This is a genomic window from Vibrio lamellibrachiae, from assembly GCF_050337265.1.
Taxonomy (GTDB): Bacteria; Pseudomonadota; Gammaproteobacteria; order Enterobacterales; family Vibrionaceae; genus Vibrio; species Vibrio kyushuensis.
Genome location: NZ_JAKJSU010000017.1, coordinates 74,823 through 92,889 on the forward strand (window position 1 = coordinate 74,823; position 18,067 = coordinate 92,889).

The 18,067-nt window shown below is 43.9% G+C and carries 20 protein-coding genes and 1 rRNA gene; 11 read left to right on the forward strand and 10 right to left on the reverse strand.

Going from position 1 to position 18,067, the window contains the following annotated elements; translation table 11 throughout:
* Nucleotides 1-168 precede the first annotated feature (168 nt).
* Together L4C54_RS22415 and L4C54_RS22420 are read right to left on the reverse strand one after the other, a co-directional pair.
* Nucleotides 169-435: a YihD family protein gene (locus L4C54_RS22415; protein ID WP_428803837.1), complete on the reverse strand. Its 267-nt coding sequence runs from the start codon at nucleotides 433-435 to the stop codon at nucleotides 169-171.
* Nucleotides 436-560: 125 nt separating this feature from the next.
* A complete protein-coding gene (locus tag L4C54_RS22420; RefSeq protein ID WP_428803836.1) occupies nucleotides 561-728 on the reverse strand; it encodes a hypothetical protein in 168 nt (55 codons plus the stop codon).
* Nucleotides 729-1,074: 346 nt separating this feature from the next.
* Between L4C54_RS22420 and L4C54_RS22425 the strand changes: the two genes are divergently transcribed.
* Both L4C54_RS22425 and trhA read left to right on the forward strand, forming a co-directional pair.
* The gene (locus tag L4C54_RS22425) at nucleotides 1,075-1,869 is read left to right on the forward strand and encodes a sporulation protein (protein ID WP_428809863.1); all 795 of its coding nucleotides are present in this window, start codon (nucleotides 1,075-1,077) and stop codon (nucleotides 1,867-1,869) included.
* An 89-nt stretch (nucleotides 1,870-1,958) separates the two neighbouring features.
* Entirely contained in the window at nucleotides 1,959-2,618 is a 660-nt protein-coding gene (gene trhA / locus L4C54_RS22430) for a PAQR family membrane homeostasis protein TrhA (protein ID WP_428803834.1), read from the forward strand.
* A gap of 21 nt (nucleotides 2,619-2,639) precedes the next feature.
* Here trhA and L4C54_RS22435 read toward each other — a convergent pair whose 3' ends face one another.
* The 5 genes from L4C54_RS22435 to def all read right to left on the reverse strand — a co-directional run bounded on the left by L4C54_RS22435 (nucleotide 2,640) and on the right by def (nucleotide 8,563).
* A complete protein-coding gene (locus L4C54_RS22435; protein ID WP_428809864.1) occupies nucleotides 2,640-4,085 on the reverse strand; it encodes a TrkH family potassium uptake protein in 1,446 nt (481 codons plus the stop codon).
* A 28-nt stretch (nucleotides 4,086-4,113) separates the two neighbouring features.
* Entirely contained in the window at nucleotides 4,114-5,490 is a 1,377-nt protein-coding gene (gene trkA / locus L4C54_RS22440) for a Trk system potassium transporter TrkA (RefSeq protein ID WP_428803832.1), read from the reverse strand.
* A 106-nt stretch (nucleotides 5,491-5,596) separates the two neighbouring features.
* Nucleotides 5,597-6,880, reverse strand: coding sequence for a 16S rRNA (cytosine(967)-C(5))-methyltransferase RsmB (rsmB, locus tag L4C54_RS22445; protein ID WP_428809874.1), 1,284 nt, complete (start codon nucleotides 6,878-6,880; stop codon nucleotides 5,597-5,599).
* Between the two features lie 140 nt (nucleotides 6,881-7,020).
* On the reverse strand, nucleotides 7,021-7,968 hold the full coding sequence (gene fmt / locus L4C54_RS22450; RefSeq protein ID WP_428809865.1) for a methionyl-tRNA formyltransferase: 948 nt from the start codon (nucleotides 7,966-7,968) through the stop codon (nucleotides 7,021-7,023).
* A gap of 76 nt (nucleotides 7,969-8,044) precedes the next feature.
* On the reverse strand, nucleotides 8,045-8,563 hold the full coding sequence (gene def, locus L4C54_RS22455) for a peptide deformylase (protein ID WP_428803830.1): 519 nt from the start codon (nucleotides 8,561-8,563) through the stop codon (nucleotides 8,045-8,047).
* 139 nt (nucleotides 8,564-8,702) lie between these two features.
* On the opposite strand from def, the gene L4C54_RS22460 reads away from it, so the two are divergent.
* Genes L4C54_RS22460 through L4C54_RS22475 form a run of 4 tightly spaced genes read left to right on the forward strand, consistent with a single transcriptional unit; the run spans nucleotide 8,703 to nucleotide 12,075 of the window.
* Nucleotides 8,703-9,878 (forward strand): LysM peptidoglycan-binding domain-containing protein, encoded by a 1,176-nt coding sequence (locus L4C54_RS22460; RefSeq protein ID WP_428809866.1) that lies wholly within the window; start codon nucleotides 8,703-8,705, stop codon nucleotides 9,876-9,878.
* Between the two features lie 10 nt (nucleotides 9,879-9,888).
* Nucleotides 9,889-11,001 (forward strand): DNA-processing protein DprA, encoded by a 1,113-nt coding sequence (gene dprA / locus L4C54_RS22465; RefSeq protein WP_428803828.1) that lies wholly within the window; start codon nucleotides 9,889-9,891, stop codon nucleotides 10,999-11,001.
* A gap of 2 nt (nucleotides 11,002-11,003) precedes the next feature.
* Nucleotides 11,004-11,480 carry a DUF494 family protein gene (locus tag L4C54_RS22470; RefSeq protein ID WP_428803827.1) on the forward strand — a complete coding sequence of 159 codons (477 nt, stop codon included), beginning with the start codon at nucleotides 11,004-11,006 and terminating at the stop codon, nucleotides 11,478-11,480.
* Between the two features lie 34 nt (nucleotides 11,481-11,514).
* The gene (locus tag L4C54_RS22475) at nucleotides 11,515-12,075 is read left to right on the forward strand and encodes a DNA topoisomerase family protein (RefSeq protein WP_428809867.1); all 561 of its coding nucleotides are present in this window, start codon (nucleotides 11,515-11,517) and stop codon (nucleotides 12,073-12,075) included.
* Between the two features lie 84 nt (nucleotides 12,076-12,159).
* On the opposite strand, the gene L4C54_RS22480 is transcribed toward L4C54_RS22475, so the two are convergent.
* Together L4C54_RS22480 and purE are read right to left on the reverse strand one after the other, a co-directional pair.
* Nucleotides 12,160-13,290 (reverse strand): 5-(carboxyamino)imidazole ribonucleotide synthase, encoded by a 1,131-nt coding sequence (locus tag L4C54_RS22480; protein ID WP_428809868.1) that lies wholly within the window; start codon nucleotides 13,288-13,290, stop codon nucleotides 12,160-12,162.
* Nucleotides 13,291-13,293: 3 nt separating this feature from the next.
* Complete coding sequence (purE, locus tag L4C54_RS22485; protein WP_248010715.1) at nucleotides 13,294-13,779, reverse strand: 5-(carboxyamino)imidazole ribonucleotide mutase; 486 nt, start codon at nucleotides 13,777-13,779, stop codon at nucleotides 13,294-13,296.
* A 201-nt stretch (nucleotides 13,780-13,980) separates the two neighbouring features.
* Between purE and tsaC the strand changes: the two genes are divergently transcribed.
* The 4 genes from tsaC (at nucleotide 13,981) to L4C54_RS22505 (ending at nucleotide 16,712) form a co-directional block, all read left to right on the forward strand.
* Nucleotides 13,981-14,538, forward strand: a complete 558-nt coding sequence (gene tsaC, locus L4C54_RS22490; protein WP_428809869.1) for an L-threonylcarbamoyladenylate synthase type 1 TsaC — start codon at nucleotides 13,981-13,983, stop codon at nucleotides 14,536-14,538.
* 48 nt (nucleotides 14,539-14,586) lie between these two features.
* Complete coding sequence (gene hemF, locus L4C54_RS22495) at nucleotides 14,587-15,504, forward strand: oxygen-dependent coproporphyrinogen oxidase (RefSeq protein WP_428809870.1); 918 nt, start codon at nucleotides 14,587-14,589, stop codon at nucleotides 15,502-15,504.
* 108 nt (nucleotides 15,505-15,612) lie between these two features.
* Nucleotides 15,613-16,446 carry a shikimate dehydrogenase gene (gene aroE, locus L4C54_RS22500; RefSeq protein ID WP_428809871.1) on the forward strand — a complete coding sequence of 278 codons (834 nt, stop codon included), beginning with the start codon at nucleotides 15,613-15,615 and terminating at the stop codon, nucleotides 16,444-16,446.
* A complete protein-coding gene (locus L4C54_RS22505; RefSeq protein ID WP_428809872.1) occupies nucleotides 16,446-16,712 on the forward strand; it encodes a DUF1488 family protein in 267 nt (88 codons plus the stop codon). Before aroE ends, L4C54_RS22505 begins: the two co-directional genes overlap by 1 nt.
* 1 nt (nucleotide 16,713) lies before the next feature.
* On the opposite strand, the gene L4C54_RS22510 is transcribed toward L4C54_RS22505, so the two are convergent.
* Complete coding sequence (locus tag L4C54_RS22510; protein WP_428809873.1) at nucleotides 16,714-17,259, reverse strand: gamma carbonic anhydrase family protein; 546 nt, start codon at nucleotides 17,257-17,259, stop codon at nucleotides 16,714-16,716.
* 595 nt (nucleotides 17,260-17,854) lie between these two features.
* Between L4C54_RS22510 and L4C54_RS22515 the strand changes: the two genes are divergently transcribed.
* Nucleotides 17,855-18,067, forward strand: a 16S ribosomal RNA gene (locus L4C54_RS22515); the annotation flags it as partial.

An 18,067-nucleotide genomic window follows, 5' to 3' on the forward strand; every position in this document is an offset into this window, starting at 1 on the left:
AGTACCAACACGGTATTTATAGGGGCATTATTATACAGTGTATAGCGTATTTAATTGTTTAACATTAGCCACAGTTCATAACAAAAAATCTATAACAGATGAGACACTTAGGGCTAATAATAAAAAAGCGACCTGAGTAGGTCGCTTTTTTGGGAAAGATAATTGACGTTATTTAACGATGCCTCGAGCACGTAAAATCGCTGTCTTGAAGTCATCTTCTTGGTCTTTCTTTAGACCAGGGATCATCTCCGTTTTTTCACTGTTACGCATTTTTAGATGATAGATGAGGACGTCATCAGTGAGGTCTTCTAGCTTATCTTCATAGCCCGCTTCTTGGGCAATCTTCACAATAAATTGTAATAGATTCAATTGTTGATCTTTTTGCCACTCAGGCTCTAGCAGTTCAAGTAATTCTTCAATTCGATGACACTTCACTTTTTTCTCTCGTTGTTATCATTATGAATGGGCAATGTAGCAAATATGGCGGCTTTTACTAGGCTAGATAGGCTTGATTGATAAATTATAAGCGTAAAAAAGCGCAGTGAGCACTGCGCTTTTTATTAAGCCGCTTTAATTTCTTTGGTTGGATCTGACACTGTGCGAGCTGTCTTTTCCGCCAACGTCATAGCGGGTGCTGCTGGTTTAGCTGTCGGAGCAGTAGCAAAGCCACTACGTCGACGAGACGCACTACGGTTCGAGTGCGCAAACCTGACGGGTGTTGGGCGCATTTATTTACCTAACGGTCAGGCACATCCATTGCCAATCTAATGGCCTAAATCGCTATGAGTTGAGCTTCAATTGCTTGAAGGGTGGCTCTTCTGGCTTTCGCCAATCCAAATAACGATTCAGGAGTAACGATATGCGAACATATCAAAACTAGATTAGCACCAACCATTTCATTGGTCGATATCTAAACAGTAGATTTGATTTGTTATTATGATAATAATGTGATCGAAATGTAATCTTACCGTTTGGTCTACGATTACCGATCGAAACAGTGGGTGAAATCACAGTTGCTCGATTGAGTTGAGACAAGGTTCATGGTTACTATGATGCTTCATCAAGGAGGTGTGTATGTCGTTTTTCAAGAAAACCCTCGCAAGTTTCGGCATTGGTTCGGCTAAGGTTGATTCAGTGCTACAACAAGAAGTGCTGTACCCCGGTCAAGGGGTGAATGTGACTATTCATGTATATGGCGGTTCAAGTGAGCAAGATATTGATAATATTGAGCTAAAACTCTGTTGTCGTTATGTAGAAGAAGTGCCTGTCGATCAAGGTGAAAAAGGGAAAGGTGAACGTACTCGCCGTGTTAATCAAACCCATATCTTAGCTGACTGGAGTCTTCCCTATGCTTTCACCATTAAACCGGGTGAAGAGCGAGACTTTAATGTTGAGTTAGATGTACCACTGAATACGCCTGTGACCATTGGTGATGCCAAAGTTTGGCTCGAAACTGGCTTAGATATTTCTATGGCTATCGACCCAACAGACAAAGATATTCTCACCGTGCGACCTGATCCGATAATGGATGGCATTTTTACTGCGCTAGAAGAGCAAGGTCTACGAATTAGACAGGTAGAGTGTGAAGCGGTAAAAGGCTTTGAGTTGCCCTTTGTGCAAGAATTCGAGTTTGTACCGACAACGGGGCCTTATCATGGTCGTTGGCGAGAGGTTGAAATCGTTGCTCATCATACAGGTGATGCGATCAAGCTTTGGTTTGAAGTCGATAGAAATCGAGAAGGGGCGAAGGGAATGCTGGCGAGCCTTCTTGGGCTAGGACAGTTAAAAAGAGAGCTTATTATTCCTCTCGATACCAATCCTGAATTGGCGGGAAAGCAGGTTCTTGAATACCTAGAAAGTAGCTGTTAGAGAACAGTTAATAATTTAAGCGTACACGTGTAAGCTTAAATGTGCCATACTGCCAACCAATGATATTATTATTCTAGGTTGGTGGTGTGATGACAGCTTCGGTTAGCACTGAATATACATCTCGTGAAGAGCTCGCAAACTCAGTGAGCCATGGTCTTGGTGTGTTATTTGGTATTGTGGCGCTCGTTCTATTACTGCAAAAATCAATGGCTGCTCAAGCCGATACACTGACGTTTGTCAGTATGGGGCTTTATGGTGCCAGCATCATCATCCTGTTTCTTGCCTCTACTCTTTACCATTCTATCTCCTACGCTAAAGCGAAACGTTGGTTAAAAACGTTCGATCATTGCGCTATTTATCTCCTTATTGCAGGTACTTATACCCCTTATTTATTGGTCGGTTTAAGAACGCCACTCGCAATCGGTTTGATGATCGTGATTTGGCTGATCGCTTTGGTTGGCATCATTATGAAGCTGTTTTTTGTCTATCGCTTTAAAAAGGCTTCTCTGATCACCTATTTAGCGATGGGTTGGTTGTCGCTGGTTGTGATTTATCAGCTGGCGTTAAATATAGAAATGGGTGGCTTGATACTACTTGCTGTGGGCGGGCTTATTTATTCGTTAGGCGTCGTGTTCTATGTCATCAAGCGTATCCCTTACAACCATGCTATTTGGCATCTGTTTGTTTTAGGCGGGAGTGTCTGCCACTTTCTATCTATCTATCTCTACGTTACACCTGTTTCAGCTTAACTTTCTTGTTTTACCAGGATATTAACGTCGCCAAAATGCAGGAAAGAACAGAACCAATAGGGTAAGAATCTCTAATCTACCCATTAACATGCCAAAGCTCAGCAGCCATTTTGCCCCGTCAGGTAGTGGGGCAAAATTGCCTGTTGGACCAATCACAGAGCCCATGCCCGGGCCGACATTGGCAACCGCCGTGATAGAGCCTGAAATACTGGTAATCGGATCAAGTCCCATCGCACTTAGCCCCGCAGCAATAAATATAATGGTAATAAAAAACATCAGACCAAACGCCACCACAGAGCGAACGATATCGTCGTTCACCGGGCGATGATTGTAGCGTTGTACAAACACGCCAGAAGGGTGAATCAACTTCATCATCTGTTTATTGAGTAGCGCAAAGGCAATTTGAAAACGAAATACTTTTATCCCACCTGAGGTAGAACCGGAACATGCGCCTGCCATCATTAAAAATGCAAATAGTGTGGTTGGTAGTGCGCCCCATGCCGTGAAGTCTTCTAGTCCAAATCCAGTGGTTGTAACAACAGAGACTATATTGAACATTGACACTCGAAACGCATCTAAGATCGCGTATCCATCTCGAATAACGAGCCAAGCGGCCACTACAACGCTTGAAACAAGAAACAGATAACTAAAGCCTCTCACTTGAGCATCTTTTAAAAGAGTTTCTGGTTTGCGTTTTTTAAGTGCGGTAACAAAGAGCAAAAAGGGTAGGCCTCCAAGAAACATAAACAGAGTAGCAACCCAGTGTGAGCCATTAGAAAAACTGTTCATCGAGCCGTCAGAGGTTGAATAACCACCCGTCGATAGCGTGGTAAAGGCATGGTTAATCGCATCAAATAGAGACATGCCAGTAAGAAGATAACCAATCAGACACAATAACGTCAGAGTGAGATAAACCGCGACGATATTCTTCGCCACCGTTTTCGCTCTCGGGCTGCTTTTATCTGACCAGTCTGATGATTCCGTTTGGAACAGTTTCATACCACCGACATTGAGCATTGGCAGTACCGCGACAGCCATAACGATAAACCCAACTCCACCAAGCCACTGTAGTATTGAGCGCCATAATAAAATGCTCGGTGCCATGCTATCTAGCCCACTGAGCACTGTTGACCCAGTCGTAGTAATGCCTGACATGGTTTCAAAGTAGGCATCGGTGAAGCTGATGTGATTGATAAAAACAAAAGGTAACGCGGCAAAGGCACTGGCTATTGTCCAAACAAGACTGGTGATAAGAAACATATCTCGAACGCTCAATTGGAATTTAGCAGTACGTCCGAGTGTTAAGCATAAGAAAGCAACAACATGGGTGACGAGAAGGGACTGGCCAAACTCGATGAACCCACCAGTCCCAGTAAAGAAGGCGACAATCGTTGGAATATACATAAATAGGGCTAACTTTGATAAAAGCAGCCCGATAACGAATAAGATAGGACGTAGGTTTACCATGTGATGATGCTCCTAGTCGCCAAAATGATTAGAGGAAGAAAGCACTTGGTTGGAAGAGTGCTTCAACATCAGAGACGTATTTTTTGTTCACTAAGAACATAACAACGTGGTCATCTTGCTCGATAATGGTTCTATCATGGGCAATCAGTACTTCATCACCACGGACAATCGCACCAATTGTGGTACCCGGTGGTAATCGAATGTCGCCAATGGCTTTACCAACGACTTTCGAGGTTGTTTCATCTCCATGAGCGATCGCCTCGATGGCTTCTGCAGCACCACGACGAAGTGAAGACACGTTAACGATATCTGCACGACGAACGTGTGTTAATAGTGCCGAAATTGTTGCTTGCTGAGGAGAGATAGCCACATCAATCACACTGCCTTGGACTAAATCTACATAGGCACTGCGCTGGATAAGTACCATCGCTTTTTTTGCACCCATTCGCTTAGCGAGCATGGCTGACATGATGTTGGTCTCATCTTCATTAGTCAGTGCAATAAATACATCGACTTGATCGATGTTCTCTTCGGTAAGCAATTCTTGATCGGCTGCGTCTCCACAGAAAACAATCGTATTTTCAAGATCTTCTGATAGTTTCTCAGCTCGCTTGTAGTTGCGCTCTATTAACTTAACGCTATAGCCTTGCTCTAGACGTTTCGCCAGACCTGCACCGATATTACCGCCACCCACAATCATGATGCGTCGATAGGGCTTCTCTAGACGTTGCAGCTCACTCATTACTGAGCGAATGTGATTACTTGCAGCAACGAAAAATACTTCGTCATCCGCTTCGATAATCGTGGTGCCTTGCGGTCTGATTGGTCTACCTTGGCGGAAAATAGCCGCTACACGGGTATCAATGTGTGGCATGTGATCGCGCAGTGCGGAAAGGGCGTTACCAACTAGAGGCCCGCCATAGTAGGCTTTTACGGCAACTAGGCTGACTTTTTCATCAGCAAAACTTACTACTTGCAGTGCTCCGGGGTATTGAATGAGGCGTTCGATGTAACTGGTGACAAGCTCTTCTGGAGCAATCAAGTGATCGACCGGAACCGCACCGGATTTAAATAAAGCGTCTTTTTCTATTAAGTATTCAGGAGAACGAATACGAGCGACTCGGTTGGGTGTATTAAACAGAGTAAAGGCGACTTGGCATGCTGCCATATTGGTTTCATCCATATTGGTGACCGCAACCAACATGTCTGCATCTTGTGCACCCGCTTCGCGCAGTACATCTGGGTGGCTGGCGTAGCCGTTTACAACACGTAAATCATATTTATCTTGAAGCTCGCGGAGGCGATCGCCATTTTTATCGACGATGGTGATGTCGTTATTTTCGCCCACTAGATTTTCTGCCAGTGTGCCGCCCACCTGACCCGCGCCAAGAATAATGATTTTCATGCCATGTTCTCTTTATTACTGCTCTAAGTCGTAAATGAAAGCATCATTGGATGCTTTCATTCAATTCGGTCTTACTAAGCTATTAAATTATTGATTCGTCAGTTGACTAGGCGACCGCTTTTTTTAGCACAGCGTAGTAGAAGCCATCCATGTCATCTTCACTTGGAAGAATTTGTCGACCGGGTGCTGATGGCTCAGAGCCTGTTAATTCTGCGTTTTCTGTACGTGCCAAAAAGTCAGTGACTTGTAAGCTGTTCTCTTTTGGGTGAATCGAGCAGGTTGCGTAAACCATAGTGCCGCCTGGCTTCAATTGCTTCCACATTGCATCCATGATTTCACTTTGAAGCTCAACAAGTGCATCAATGTCGGTTGCTCTACGTAGCCATTTGATGTCAGGGTGACGACGAATAACACCGGTTGCTGAACAGGGTGCATCTAGCAAAATACGATCAAATTGTTCACCTTGCCACCATTCTTCTGGGTAACGTGCGTCACCGCAAATAACATCCGCATTTAGTTGCAATCGGTCAAGGTTATCGTAAACACGATCAAGCCTTTTGGCATCACAATCAATCGCGACGACTTCAGTGTCTTTAGTGTGCTCAAGGATGTGTGCTGTTTTACCACCTGGCGCTGCACAGCAATCAAGAATCAATTCGCCTTCTTGTGGTTCTAGGTAGTCAACAGCAAGCTGCGCTGCGGCATCTTGTACTGAAACCCAACCTTTTTCAAAACCAGGTAAGTTGCTCACATCACACGGAACCGTCAATTTTATCGCATCAGCGGCTTCAGGGTGAGTAGTGAACTCTATGTCTTCATTTTTGAGTAGTTCAAGATATTCATCACGAGTGTGGTGTTGGCGATTAACACGCAACCACATTGGTGCTTTGCTGTTATTGGATTCTGTAATAGCTTCCCACTGTTCAGGGTAGCTCTCCTGTAGCATTTTCAGGATCCAGCTAGGGTGGCAGTATTTTCCAGCATTGTGGCTAAGCGAAATGGCATCTAGCTCTTCTTGGTTGCGAAGATAGTTACGTAATACAGCATTGATGAGCCCGCTTAAACTAGGACCACGCAGTGTATTGGTCGCTTCGACCGTTTCCCCTACAGCAGCGTGAGAAGGGATGCGCATAAATCCAAGTTGATATATTCCGACTAGGATAAGGTGGTGAAAAACACGTTTTTTACCTTTAAGTGAATTCTCCATCAGCTCATTAGCTATCGTCTCTAAACGAGGTAAGTAGCGTAATGCGCCATAGCAAATCTCTTGTAGCAGCGCGTGGTCTCGAGGACGTATGGTTTTTTGGGCGGCTGGTAGAGCGTGAGATAGCGAGTGGCCTTTGTCGACGACTTGGAAAAGTACGTTAGCTGCGGCTGCGCGAACATTCATGGTGAATACCTTAAAAGTTATTGGAGGCATCTCTGCCTCCTAAAATGTACTGACTTACCTATCCTGAGTTCAGGCTATTTTTATTAAGTCATTGATAAAACTAATTTGTTGCTTGAGTTGTAATGGTTTTTGCTGAGTGATCAACTCAATACGCTACCCACTTCAAACCAGCTTGCGCGAGAGTTGAGAATATCTTGCACCGACATGGCTTTTTTACCTGGCACTTGTAGCTGTTCAAGTACGATAACGCCGTTGCCTGTTGCGATATAGATGCCAGTTTTATCGGCTTTCAAAATGGTACCTGAAGCTTTATCACTAGACTCACCATCAACGCGGCTTTGCCAAACTTTAATCGTATTCTCTGCGGCTTCAAAGTGACTCATTGGCCAAGGATTGAAAGCACGAACACAGCGTTCGATGTGCGTGGCATCATCATTCCAGCTAATACGCGCTTCATCTTTGCTGAGCTTCTTCGCGTAGTTGGCTTGTTCATCATCTTGTTTTTCAGCGATTGCGGAGCCGTCGGCAATTGTCGAAATACACTCAACAAGCGCATCAGGACCAAGCTCAGCAAGCTTTTCATACATAGAGGCGCTGGTATCACTAGCTTCAATTGGAAGTGTCGCGATTTGCAGCATATCACCCGTATCGAGACCGATATCCATTTGCATAATGGTTACGCCAGTCTCTTTATCTCCAGCCCAAATTGAGCGTTGAATCGGAGCCGCGCCACGCCAACGAGGAAGAATCGAACCATGAACATTAATACAGCCAAGTTTTGGCGTATCAAGAACAGCTTGTGGCAGCAATAGACCATAAGCCACCACAACCATTAGATCTGCCTTGAGATCTTTAAGCTGTTGTTTCGCTTCATCTGACTTGAAGTTTTCAGGTTGAAAAACCGGAATATCGTGTTCAAGTGCAATGTTTTTAACTGGGCTAGCGGTTAGCTTTTTACCACGACCGGCTGGGCGATCGGGCTGAGTGTAAACCGCGATGACTTCATGCTCCGAAGACAACAACGCCGCCATGTGACGGGCGGCGAAATCTGGAGTACCTGCAAAGACAATTCTTAAAGACTGGCTCAAGGTAGGCTTCCTTTTATAAAGTGATGGACTTTAGCTATCAATAGCGAGCGCTAGAGGTAGTGACCTCTAGGCCGTTTTATTTGTTGGCTTGTTTTTCGTTAAAGCGCTTAATCTTAGTTAGCTTATCTTGGATACGCTTACGCTTTAGAGGCGATAGATAGTCCACAAATAACTTGCCTTTTAGGTGGTCAAGTTCATGTTGTACGCAGATAGCCAGAAGGTCATCAGCTTCAAAGGCGATCTCTTCACCTTCTCGGTTTAATGCTTTCACTGATACTTCAGAGGCGCGTGGAACTAGAGCGCGTGCTCCAGGAACTGATAGACAGCCTTCTTCAATGCCATCTTCGCCACGTTTCTCAGTGATTTCTGGGTTGATTAGCACCATTGGCTCATCACGTGTTTCTGAAATATCAATCACTACGATGCGTTGGTGAAAGTCGACCTGCGTTGCAGCAAGGCCAATTCCATCTTCTTCATACATGGTTTCAATCATGTCATCGACGAATTTTTGAATCTCTGGTGTTACCTTTTCGACAGGCTTAGCGACAGTGCGTAAGCGGTCATCTGGGAACGTTAATACTTGTAATACAGACATATACACTCTAAATGTTGAACTGTGCCGAATCGGCCTAAATCTCGTTGGCTCAATTCTAGACATTTTAGACCCTAAATGACAGCATCCAAACGTGAATAATCTCGTTTTTGATTACAAATAAGACTAAGGGAATTAGGCTATGCCACGAGCAATCCATCTTATATACATGCTTTTTTTCTCTGCATTAATGACTTACTCGCTCTCTGCCTTCGCCACGAACAGTCAGCCACTTAGTGTAAAAGAGGGGGCGCCTAAAACTTATACGGTGGTGAAGGGCGATACGTTGTGGGATATTTCTGAGCTCTACCTTGAAAGCCCGTGGCTGTGGCCAAAGTTATGGAAAAATAATCCCTACATCGATAATCCTGATCTAATTTACCCCGGCGATAGACTGACGCTGTATTGGATAAATGGCCAGCCTGTGCTGAGTTTAAAGCCGATGGTAAAGCTTAGCCCTAAAGTGAGGATGTTAGAAAAACAAGCCGTTCCGACGGTAAAAGAGAGTCTTGTGATTCCCTATCTAAAGTCTGATCGCTTATTGGATTTAGAGGCATTGAACAATAGCAGTAAAGTGCTTGGTGCTAGCAGTGGTAAGAAATTTATCACCTCTGAAGAGTCTCTCTTTATTAGTGGCTCTCAAAATACTGAGGGTAGTCAAAAGCAGGTAGACTGGGGCATCTACCGAGTAGCGAATGAATACAAGCGTGATGATAAGACGATGGTGGCGCTTAAACGAATCGCGAGCGCGAAATTTTATCAAACGGATTCAGATTTAACGCAATTGAAGCTCATTAATCAGCGACAAGAGATTTGGATAAACGATATTGCGCTCCCCGATATCATTATTGATGGAGAGAGTTTGACGATGACATTTTACCCTTCACCATCGCCAGTGGAGACCACTGCAAATATTTTAGGTGCGCTTAATGGCAGCGAATACTCAGTAAAAAATCAGATTGTGATTATTGATAAAGGCTCAGAGGATCAAATTAAACAGGGCAGTATGTTTAAGCTGCTTGAGTCGGGTGCAGCAGTATACGAGAAGAAAGGTCAATTCAGTTATAAAGATAACTCTAAGCGTCCAGCGGTTCAGCTGCCTGATAGTGCCATTGGCAGTTTGATGGTGATTCGCCCATATCAATACTTCAGCCTAGCACTTATTACGGTCAGTGAAGCCCCAATCAGCAAAGAGTCACGGTTGGTCTCACCTGATTATCAACTCAACCAAGAGATGCTCAAGGATTCAAATGACGTTGTAGAAGCAAGCTTAGTCGAAAATACGAATACCATAGCTGCTGAACACCCAGACAGTTAATGAGTCATTAATGTCAGAGAGCGAGCTAGCAGCATGGTTGGCATTATCATTTACCCCTAAAATTGGCAGTAAAACCTTAGCTCGCTTAATTGCCATCGATGCGCCGCATAAACTCATCGAGCGTGACATAACATCCCTTCAATCGATTGGCTTATCTCCCTCTCAGGTTAGCTATTTCAAACAAGGCTCGCGGCGTGATGTTGATACTTGCCTTCAATGGACGCAAAGCACTAGCCATCATATATTGACCCCTCTTGATGAAACTTACCCACCTTTACTGAAAGAGATCTCATTTCCACCTCCCGTTTTGTTTGTTAAAGGTCGTCTTGATTGTTTAGCTCAACCACAAATAGCCATGGTTGGTAGCCGAAATGCCAGTACTGAAGGGCTAAATACAGCAAGATCATACGCAACAAGCTTTGTTGAACATGGGTTGGTTGTTACTAGTGGTCTCGCGCTAGGTATTGATGGTTATGCACATGACGGGGCATTGAATGCAGGAGGGCAAACCGTAGCTGTATTAGGCTCTGGCTTAGATGAAGTTTATCCGGCAAGGCATCGAAATCTGGCTCATCGAGTAGTTGATTCTGGTGCGCTAGTTTCAGAGTTTGCACCTCACATTAAGCCAAGACCTGCTCACTTCCCTAGGAGAAATCGGATTATTAGTGGCTTATCGGTGGGCGTACTGGTTGTTGAGGCGGCGGAAAAAAGTGGCTCGTTAATTACCGCAAGGTATGCAGCAGAGCAGGGAAGAGACGTGTTTGCCATTCCTGGGTCTATTTATAGCGGAGTGAGTCACGGTGGTAACTCATTGATTAAAAACGGTGCGTGTTTAGTTCAAAGTGAACAAGATGTGTTAGATGAAATTGATACCTTGGTAAACTGGTCTATTAATCAAAGAGCCAATACTCAGGCGGATTTATTTGATAAAATAGATAACGAAGAAGAATTGCCATTTCCTCAACTGTTAGCTAACGTAGGAATAGAGGCTACGCCAGTTGATATTCTCGCGAGCAGGACCAATATACCTGTTCATGAAGTCATGATGCAGCTCTTGGAGCTTGAGCTTTCAGGGCATGTTGTTGCAGTTTCCGGTGGCTATATTCGTAATGGGAGGGGCTAGCTATGATGATGGACATACTGATGTATTTGTTCGAAACCTATATCCATAGCGATGCAGAATTGCAAGTGGACCAAGATGAGCTAGAAGACGAGCTTCTTCGGGCGGGGTTTCACGAAAAAGATATTTATAAAGCCCTTCATTGGTTGGAAGAGTTAGCGGCGTTACAACAAAGTGACGAGCACTCAGCAATTACAACCAGTGCCGCGACATCCACCCGTATTTATACGGCAAAAGAGATGCAGCGGATAGACTTAGAGAGCCGAGGCTTTCTACTTTTTCTAGAGCACATTAAAGTTCTGACGACTGAAACTCGTGAGATGGTCATTGATCGTGTGATGGGTTTAGAGACGAACGAATTTGAATTGGATGACTTAAAGTGGATTATTCTAATGGTGCTGTTTAACGTACCAGGGAATGAAAATGCTTATACGCTAATGGAAGAGCTGTTATACACAACTGAGCAAGGTATTTTGCATTAAGTTTTCTTTCATTTAACCACTGATTAAGAGTCCGATGAGCAGTAAAATCGATCAAACACTATTTTCAGGTCATGAGCATGCAATAGAGCATGAAGCGTGCCCTAATTGTGATGGCGAACTTCAGCTTCGTCATGGTAAACACGGCCCTTTTCTTGGGTGCAATCAATACCCAAGCTGTGACTATATTCGTCCATTACATCAAAACGATGGCCATATAATCAAACCGCTCGGTGTCGCTTGCCCATCGTGTGAGCATGAGCTTGTCTTACGTCAGGGGCGATATGGCATGTTCATCGGGTGTAGTCATTACCCTGAATGCAACCATATTGAATCGCTAGATGAACAAGAAGATGAAAATGCACCACAATATGCTTGCCCTGATTGTGGTAAAGGTCATCTAATTGAACGTAAAACTCGATTTGGCAAATTGTTCTATGCGTGTGAGTGCTACCCTAAATGCAAATTTGCGGTGAACTTACCGCCGGTGAAAGGTCGATGTGAAAAGTGTGGTTTCCCATTGTTGGTGGAGAAGAAGCTGGCGAGCGGGATTAAAATTCAATGCGCCGACAGACGCTGCCATCATACTCAGTCATAACTGATTTGGCATGTTTGCACTCTAAATTCTGAAAACAAAAAATGACGCGAGTGCGTCATTTTTTATTCGTCTTTATAAGCTTAATTAATTGATACTTTGTGCCAATTCATGAATGGCAGGATAGGCATCTTTATCGAGAATATCAGCGAGTGAAGACAAGGTATGCTGAAGCTCTGCTTGAGAGTGAGCACATACATTAATATGGCCCATCTTTCTTCCTGCACGCTTCTCTTTTCCATACCAATGTACATGGCAACCTTCGGTTGAAAGTAGGCTTTCAGGCACACAGTCTTCGCCAAGGATATTGATCATTGCCGTTGGGCGTATCAATTTGGTACTACCGAGTGGAAGTCCTGTTACTGCTCGAAGGTGGTTTTCAAACTGACACGTTTCCGCACCCTGTTGAGTCCAGTGTCCTGAGTTATGTACACGTGGTGCTATCTCATTAACTAGAAGCTGGCCATTCACATCAAAAAACTCAAGAGCAAGTACACCCACATAATCGAGGCGATTGGCAATAGCGGTAAACATCTGCTTGGCTTGGCTTTGTAGCTCAAGATCATCGATGGCTGTTGATAAGCTCAATACACCGTCGGTATGAACGTTCTCAGCTAATGGATAAACTGAAACACTGCCATCTTTTGCTCTAGCACCCACCAATGAGACTTCGCGGTCAAAACCGATGAATGCTTCAGCAACGATAGCTTGGGTTGAAGAAGCGGCGATACATTCAGCCATCTCTTGCCAAACTGTCTCAACACAATCGAGAGATTTTAGACGCCATTGGCCTTTACCGTCGTAACCACCAAGCGCACTTTTTAGCACCATTGGTAGTTTGACATGCGCAATTGCTGCATCAAAATCTTCGCGAGTATTAATGATGTAATACGGCGCGTTTTTCACCTGAGCGTCATCGAGTAGTGCTTTTTCTATTCGGCGGTCACCACCAGCTTTAATGGCTTCAGTGCTTGGTAGAAACTTTCCGCTTTTTTCACAGACATCAAGAACATCATGTGGGATGTGCTCAAATTCAGCGGTAATTACATCGGCCTGTGCAATCGCATTATCCAACCCATGACCTATCACAGCCTGAGTTAGAGGGTGAACAATGTCTTCACTGTTCACGTCAAATGCGGATATCTCAATATTAAGTGGTGCGCCAGCCAGTGACATCATTCGAGCAAGTTGCCCGGCACCTAATACCAATACATGCATGATTTAGTCCTCAGCAGGGTTTGGATTTGCTAATACAGTATCCGTTTGCTCTGTACGGAACGCTTCTACTTTAGCCATAACACTCTCATCGTGTGTACCAATAATTTGAGCGGCCAAAATACCAGCATTTGCAGCGCCAGCTTCACCGATAGCAAGCGTACCAACCGCAATACCTTTAGGCATTTGAACGATAGATAGTAGAGAATCCATGCCTTTTAGGGCGCGAGATTGTACAGGAACACCTAATACAGGAACGCTTGTAAACGCTGCTGCCATACCTGGAAGGTGAGCTGCACCGCCAGCACCAGCAATAATGACTTTAATGCCGCGCTCTTTTGCACTTGTCGCGTAGTCCGCCAGTAGTTGAGGAGTTCTGTGCGCAGAAACGACTTTAGTTTCGTAAGGAACACCAAACTGATCCAGCATTTCTGCTGCTAGTTTCATTGTTGGCCAATCTGACTTAGAACCCATAATAATGCCGACTTTCATCTCAAACTCCTTCAAGCTTCAATAATTTGGTGAGCGGATATTTTGGGCGCATTATACGGGGAAAATCGCATCAAGCAAACGATTGCGTTGCTCTTGGTAGAAGATTGATACATTTTATAAACAAATAGCTTTAGGCACTGATAGTGATTATTTGTACACTTATGATAATCACCGCTGATAAATAAGAACTAGGAAGTCATCGTGAAGAATATTGAGCAAGTGAACCAAGCCTTGCAGCAAGGAGAAGTTATTGCTTATCCAACCGAAGGTGTCTTTGGTGTTGGGTGCGATCCTGATAGCCCTGAAGCGATTCAAAAATTGCTGGAATTAAAGCAGCGTCCTGTTGAAAAAGGCTTGATTCTCATTGCTGCCAACTATGAGCAGTTATTGCCGTACATAGATGAAAGCCAGCTTAGTGCAGAGCAACTGACGGCGGTACACGCAACCTGGCCTGGGCCCGTAACTTGGATAATGCCAACTAGTGATAAAACTTCTTCATGGGTGTCGGGGCAATTCGATTCTATTGCGGTCCGTGTTACTGATCATCCATTAGTGCAAGAGTTGTGTCTCGCATTTGGTAAGCCGATTACCTCAACCAGTGCAAACCTTACTGGCCTTGATCCATGCATGACATCTGAAGAGGTCGAGGTACAATTGGGTGATAAGCTATTTTCTATTTTAGATGGCAAAACAGGTGGGCGTGATAAGCCGAGTGAAATTCGCGATGCCAAGACCTCTAAAGTATTGAGACAAGGCTAATAAAACGATTCAATAATAAAGATAACGAAAGCAGCGTAGGAATAAATAATGGCAAGTATTGATAAGAATAAGGTAAAGCAGTTTTTATTATCGTTACAAGACAAGATCTGTGCTGAATTAGAACAAGTCGACGGTACAGCGCTGTTTGAACATGATGACTGGGAAAAAGGCCCGACTGAGCGATTAGCTGGTGGTGGTCGTACTCGCGTAATGCGTAATGGAAATGTCTTTGAGCAAGGCGGCGTTAATTTTTCTCATGTATTAGGCGAAAAAATGCCAGCTTCCGCTACGGCTCATAGACCTGAACTCGCGGGGCGAAGATTTGAAGCGATGGGGGTGTCATTAGTGATGCACCCAAAGAATCCTTATATTCCTACCTCTCACGCCAATGTTCGTTTCTTTATTGCAGAAAAAGAGGGTGAAGACCCGATCTGGTGGTTTGGCGGTGGCTTTGATTTAACACCGTTCTACCCATTTGAAGAAGATTGCCAGTATTGGCATAACGCTGCTAAAGAAATCTGTGAACCGTTTGGTTCTGAAGTCTACACGGAACATAAAGAGTGGTGCGATAAATACTTCTTCTTACCACATCGAGATGAAACTCGTGGTGTGGGCGGCTTATTCTTTGATGATCTTAATCACTGGGAGTTTGATAAGTGCTTTGAGTACATGAAAGCAGTCGGTGAGGGTTACATTACCGCCTACGTTCCCATTGTCCAAAGAAGAAAAGAGACCTTATTTGGGGACAGGGAGCGCCAATTCCAACTGTACCGTCGAGGGCGCTATGTTGAATTCAACCTAGTGTACGATCGTGGCACTCTGTTTGGCTTACAAAGTGGGGGCCGTACTGAATCTATTTTGATGTCGATGCCACCACTCGCTCGTTGGGAGTATTCCTACCAAGTTGAAAGTGGCTCTCCTGAAGCTGAGCTCTACGATCACTACCTAAAACCTCGCGATTGGTAATTGTTACCTATATATAGAGGCTTTCTTCTCTATATAGATAGTGATAGGGTCATAACATCAGGCAAACGCCTTTTGATATGACCCTTTTTTATCTGATAGGTTAAGGATATGACTCAGCAAATAGATCGTTACGTCGTTTTCGGCAATCCCATAGCACAAAGTAAATCTCCCTTTATTCATACTCTATTTGCTCGACAAACCAATCAACCACTCACCTATATTACGGCTTGTCCTCCTAAAGATGGCTTCAAACAGGCAGCAACAGATTTCTTTTCTGAAGGCGGCAAAGGCTGCAACATTACAGTGCCATTTAAAGAAGACGCGTATCAGTTTGCTACACGATTAACAGAGAGAGCGCAGTTGGCTGGCGCGGTTAATACGTTAAAAAAATTAGATGATGGAGAAATTATCGGTGATAACACCGATGGTGAAGGCTTAGTTCAGGACTTACTTCAATATCAGGTGCCGTTAAAAGGCGCTCGTATCTTACTTATTGGTTCGGGCGGTGCGGCGAGAGGTGTTATTAAGCCTTTACTCGATCAGAATCCCGCTGAGATTATTGTTACTAATAGAACCAATTCAAAAGCTCACAATCTTGCCGAGATGTTTTCGCAATATGGAAATATTAGTGCGATCGAGATGGAAAAAATAGATGAATCATTTGATGTCATTATTAATTCGACCTCATCAAGCTTAAGTGGTGAATTGCCTGCTATCTCTTCTAATATTTTCTCTGAACTCAGTGTTGTATATGACATGATGTATGGATCGGGGAAAACAACCTTTAATCAATGGGCGAGTGAGCACGGTGTTGTACAAGTCTACGATGGTTTAGGTATGTTGGTAGGGCAAGCCGCGGAAAGCTTTATGTTGTGGCGAGGTCTGAGACCCGGTTCTAAGCAGATCTTAAGAGAATTGCGCAAGAATCTAGAAGGTGTGTAATGAACCAATCTATTTTATTTCCTGATATCCAAAATTGGAATGAAGAGAAAAAGGTGATCAACTTTTCGGCTCAACAATCAGGTGCGTTAATTGAATGCTCAATCTCTATATCGCAACTCGAGCTGTTATCAGATAAAAAGATAGTTTCACCGCAGCTGGCATTAGAGATCTTCAAAGAGTATCGATTTGACATTGAGGAACTAGCAGAAGAGTTAATAGAGCAAGAAGAGTTTGATGCTTCCGGCTCTATTGAGATTAAGGCCTGAGTTACACCGACTTTACTTCTTCTATATAGTCATTTTTATTCTGAACATAATTACCAGAAGACTTTTGTAAAAAGGCGCGTTCTTTATCAGATAAAGGGCGTGCTTGTTTTACTGGGCTACCCACATAAAGATAACCGCTTTCCAGCACCTTATTAGGCGGTACCAAGCTGCCAGCGCCGATCATCACTTCATCTTGAATTACGACACCATCAAGTACAATTGCACCCATACCCACTAAAACTCGATTGTGAATAGTGCAGCCGTGTAGCATCACCTTATGACCAACAGTGACATCATCGCCGATAATCAATGGAAAGCCTGCTGGATTCTCTGGGTTTTTATGGGTTACATGTAAGACACTACCATCTTGAACATTGCTGCGCTTACCGATATGGATGTGATTTACATCTCCACGAGCTGCGACTAAAGGCCATATGCTCGAATCATCGCCAATTTTGATGTCTCCAACCAAAACTGCACTACTATCTATATAGACACGGTCACCTATTTCAGGGCGAATACCTTTATAACTACGTATTGAACTCATAATTTCTCCTTATTCATAAGGATTAAACGGGAAATGTGACGGAAATAGTAGCAAAAAACACACTTGTTGATTGAAAAACATCCAAGCAGTTAAAAAAAGCAAAAAAACCTAATAAAAGCACTTGCCAACGTGAGCGCGATCTCTATAATGCCCCCTCGCTGACACGGGAAAGCATCACTACTTCGGTTCTGAAGCGCCCAGTTAGCAAGGTTTGATAGCTTAAGCTAAGTGCTTAAAAAAGATTTGAAAAAGTGGTTGACACTAAAACTTAAATCGCTAGAATGACCGTCCGCTTAGAGAGCTTCTTCTTAGAAAGACTGACTCAACAAGCAACGCTCTTTAACAATTTAAACCTATCAATCTGTGTGGGCACTCGTTGATGAAAATCCAAAATGTTTTACTTAGGTAAAACAGTTTCTTCGGAAACACTTGGGCTTCAATGAACTGAGTGACCAATACAAATAACTACTTGTAGTTATTTGGCACAGTCAATTCATTATCTTTCTGTTGGAAAGATAATAGCTTTAAAGTTACATCTTCATGTTTACATGAAGATTAGTTTTGAAGTCAGTATTCATTGAGCCGACAAAATCTTAAATTGAAGAGTTTGATCATGGCTCAGATTGAACGCTGGCGGCAGGCCTAACACATGCAAGTCGAGCGGAAACGAGAAGTAGCTTGCTACTTCGGCGTCGAGCGGCGGACGGGTGAGTAATGCCTAGGAAGTTGCCCAGTAGAGGGGGATAACCATTGGAAACGATGGCTAATACCGCATATTCTCTTTGGAGCAAAGCAGGGGACCTTCGGG

What these genes read in the sequence shown, in the direction of transcription:
- rsmB (WP_428809874.1), bottom strand. Translation starts at nt 6,880, where the DNA reads ATGAATGTTCGCGCAGCCGCAGCTAACGTACTTTTCCAAGTCGTCGAC.
- L4C54_RS22510 (WP_428809873.1), bottom strand. Translation starts at nt 17,259, where the DNA reads ATGAGTTCAATACGTAGTTATAAAGGTATTCGCCCTGAAATAGGTGAC.
- L4C54_RS22435 (WP_428809864.1), bottom strand. Translation starts at nt 4,085, where the DNA reads ATGGTAAACCTACGTCCTATCTTATTCGTTATCGGGCTGCTTTTATCA.
- dprA (WP_428803828.1), top strand. Translation starts at nt 9,889, where the DNA reads ATGTCAGAGAGCGAGCTAGCAGCATGGTTGGCATTATCATTTACCCCT.
- L4C54_RS22460 (WP_428809866.1), top strand. Translation starts at nt 8,703, where the DNA reads ATGCCACGAGCAATCCATCTTATATACATGCTTTTTTTCTCTGCATTA.
- purE (WP_248010715.1), bottom strand. Translation starts at nt 13,779, where the DNA reads ATGAAAGTCGGCATTATTATGGGTTCTAAGTCAGATTGGCCAACAATG.
- L4C54_RS22470 (WP_428803827.1), top strand. Translation starts at nt 11,004, where the DNA reads ATGATGATGGACATACTGATGTATTTGTTCGAAACCTATATCCATAGC.
- L4C54_RS22475 (WP_428809867.1), top strand. Translation starts at nt 11,515, where the DNA reads ATGAGCAGTAAAATCGATCAAACACTATTTTCAGGTCATGAGCATGCA.
- L4C54_RS22420 (WP_428803836.1), bottom strand. Translation starts at nt 728, where the DNA reads ATGCGCCCAACACCCGTCAGGTTTGCGCACTCGAACCGTAGTGCGTCT.
- L4C54_RS22425 (WP_428809863.1), top strand. Translation starts at nt 1,075, where the DNA reads ATGTCGTTTTTCAAGAAAACCCTCGCAAGTTTCGGCATTGGTTCGGCT.
- trhA (WP_428803834.1), top strand. Translation starts at nt 1,959, where the DNA reads ATGACAGCTTCGGTTAGCACTGAATATACATCTCGTGAAGAGCTCGCA.
- L4C54_RS22480 (WP_428809868.1), bottom strand. Translation starts at nt 13,290, where the DNA reads ATGCATGTATTGGTATTAGGTGCCGGGCAACTTGCTCGAATGATGTCA.
- trkA (WP_428803832.1), bottom strand. Translation starts at nt 5,490, where the DNA reads ATGAAAATCATTATTCTTGGCGCGGGTCAGGTGGGCGGCACACTGGCA.
- hemF (WP_428809870.1), top strand. Translation starts at nt 14,587, where the DNA reads ATGGCAAGTATTGATAAGAATAAGGTAAAGCAGTTTTTATTATCGTTA.
- def (WP_428803830.1), bottom strand. Translation starts at nt 8,563, where the DNA reads ATGTCTGTATTACAAGTATTAACGTTCCCAGATGACCGCTTACGCACT.
- aroE (WP_428809871.1), top strand. Translation starts at nt 15,613, where the DNA reads ATGACTCAGCAAATAGATCGTTACGTCGTTTTCGGCAATCCCATAGCA.
- L4C54_RS22505 (WP_428809872.1), top strand. Translation starts at nt 16,446, where the DNA reads ATGAACCAATCTATTTTATTTCCTGATATCCAAAATTGGAATGAAGAG.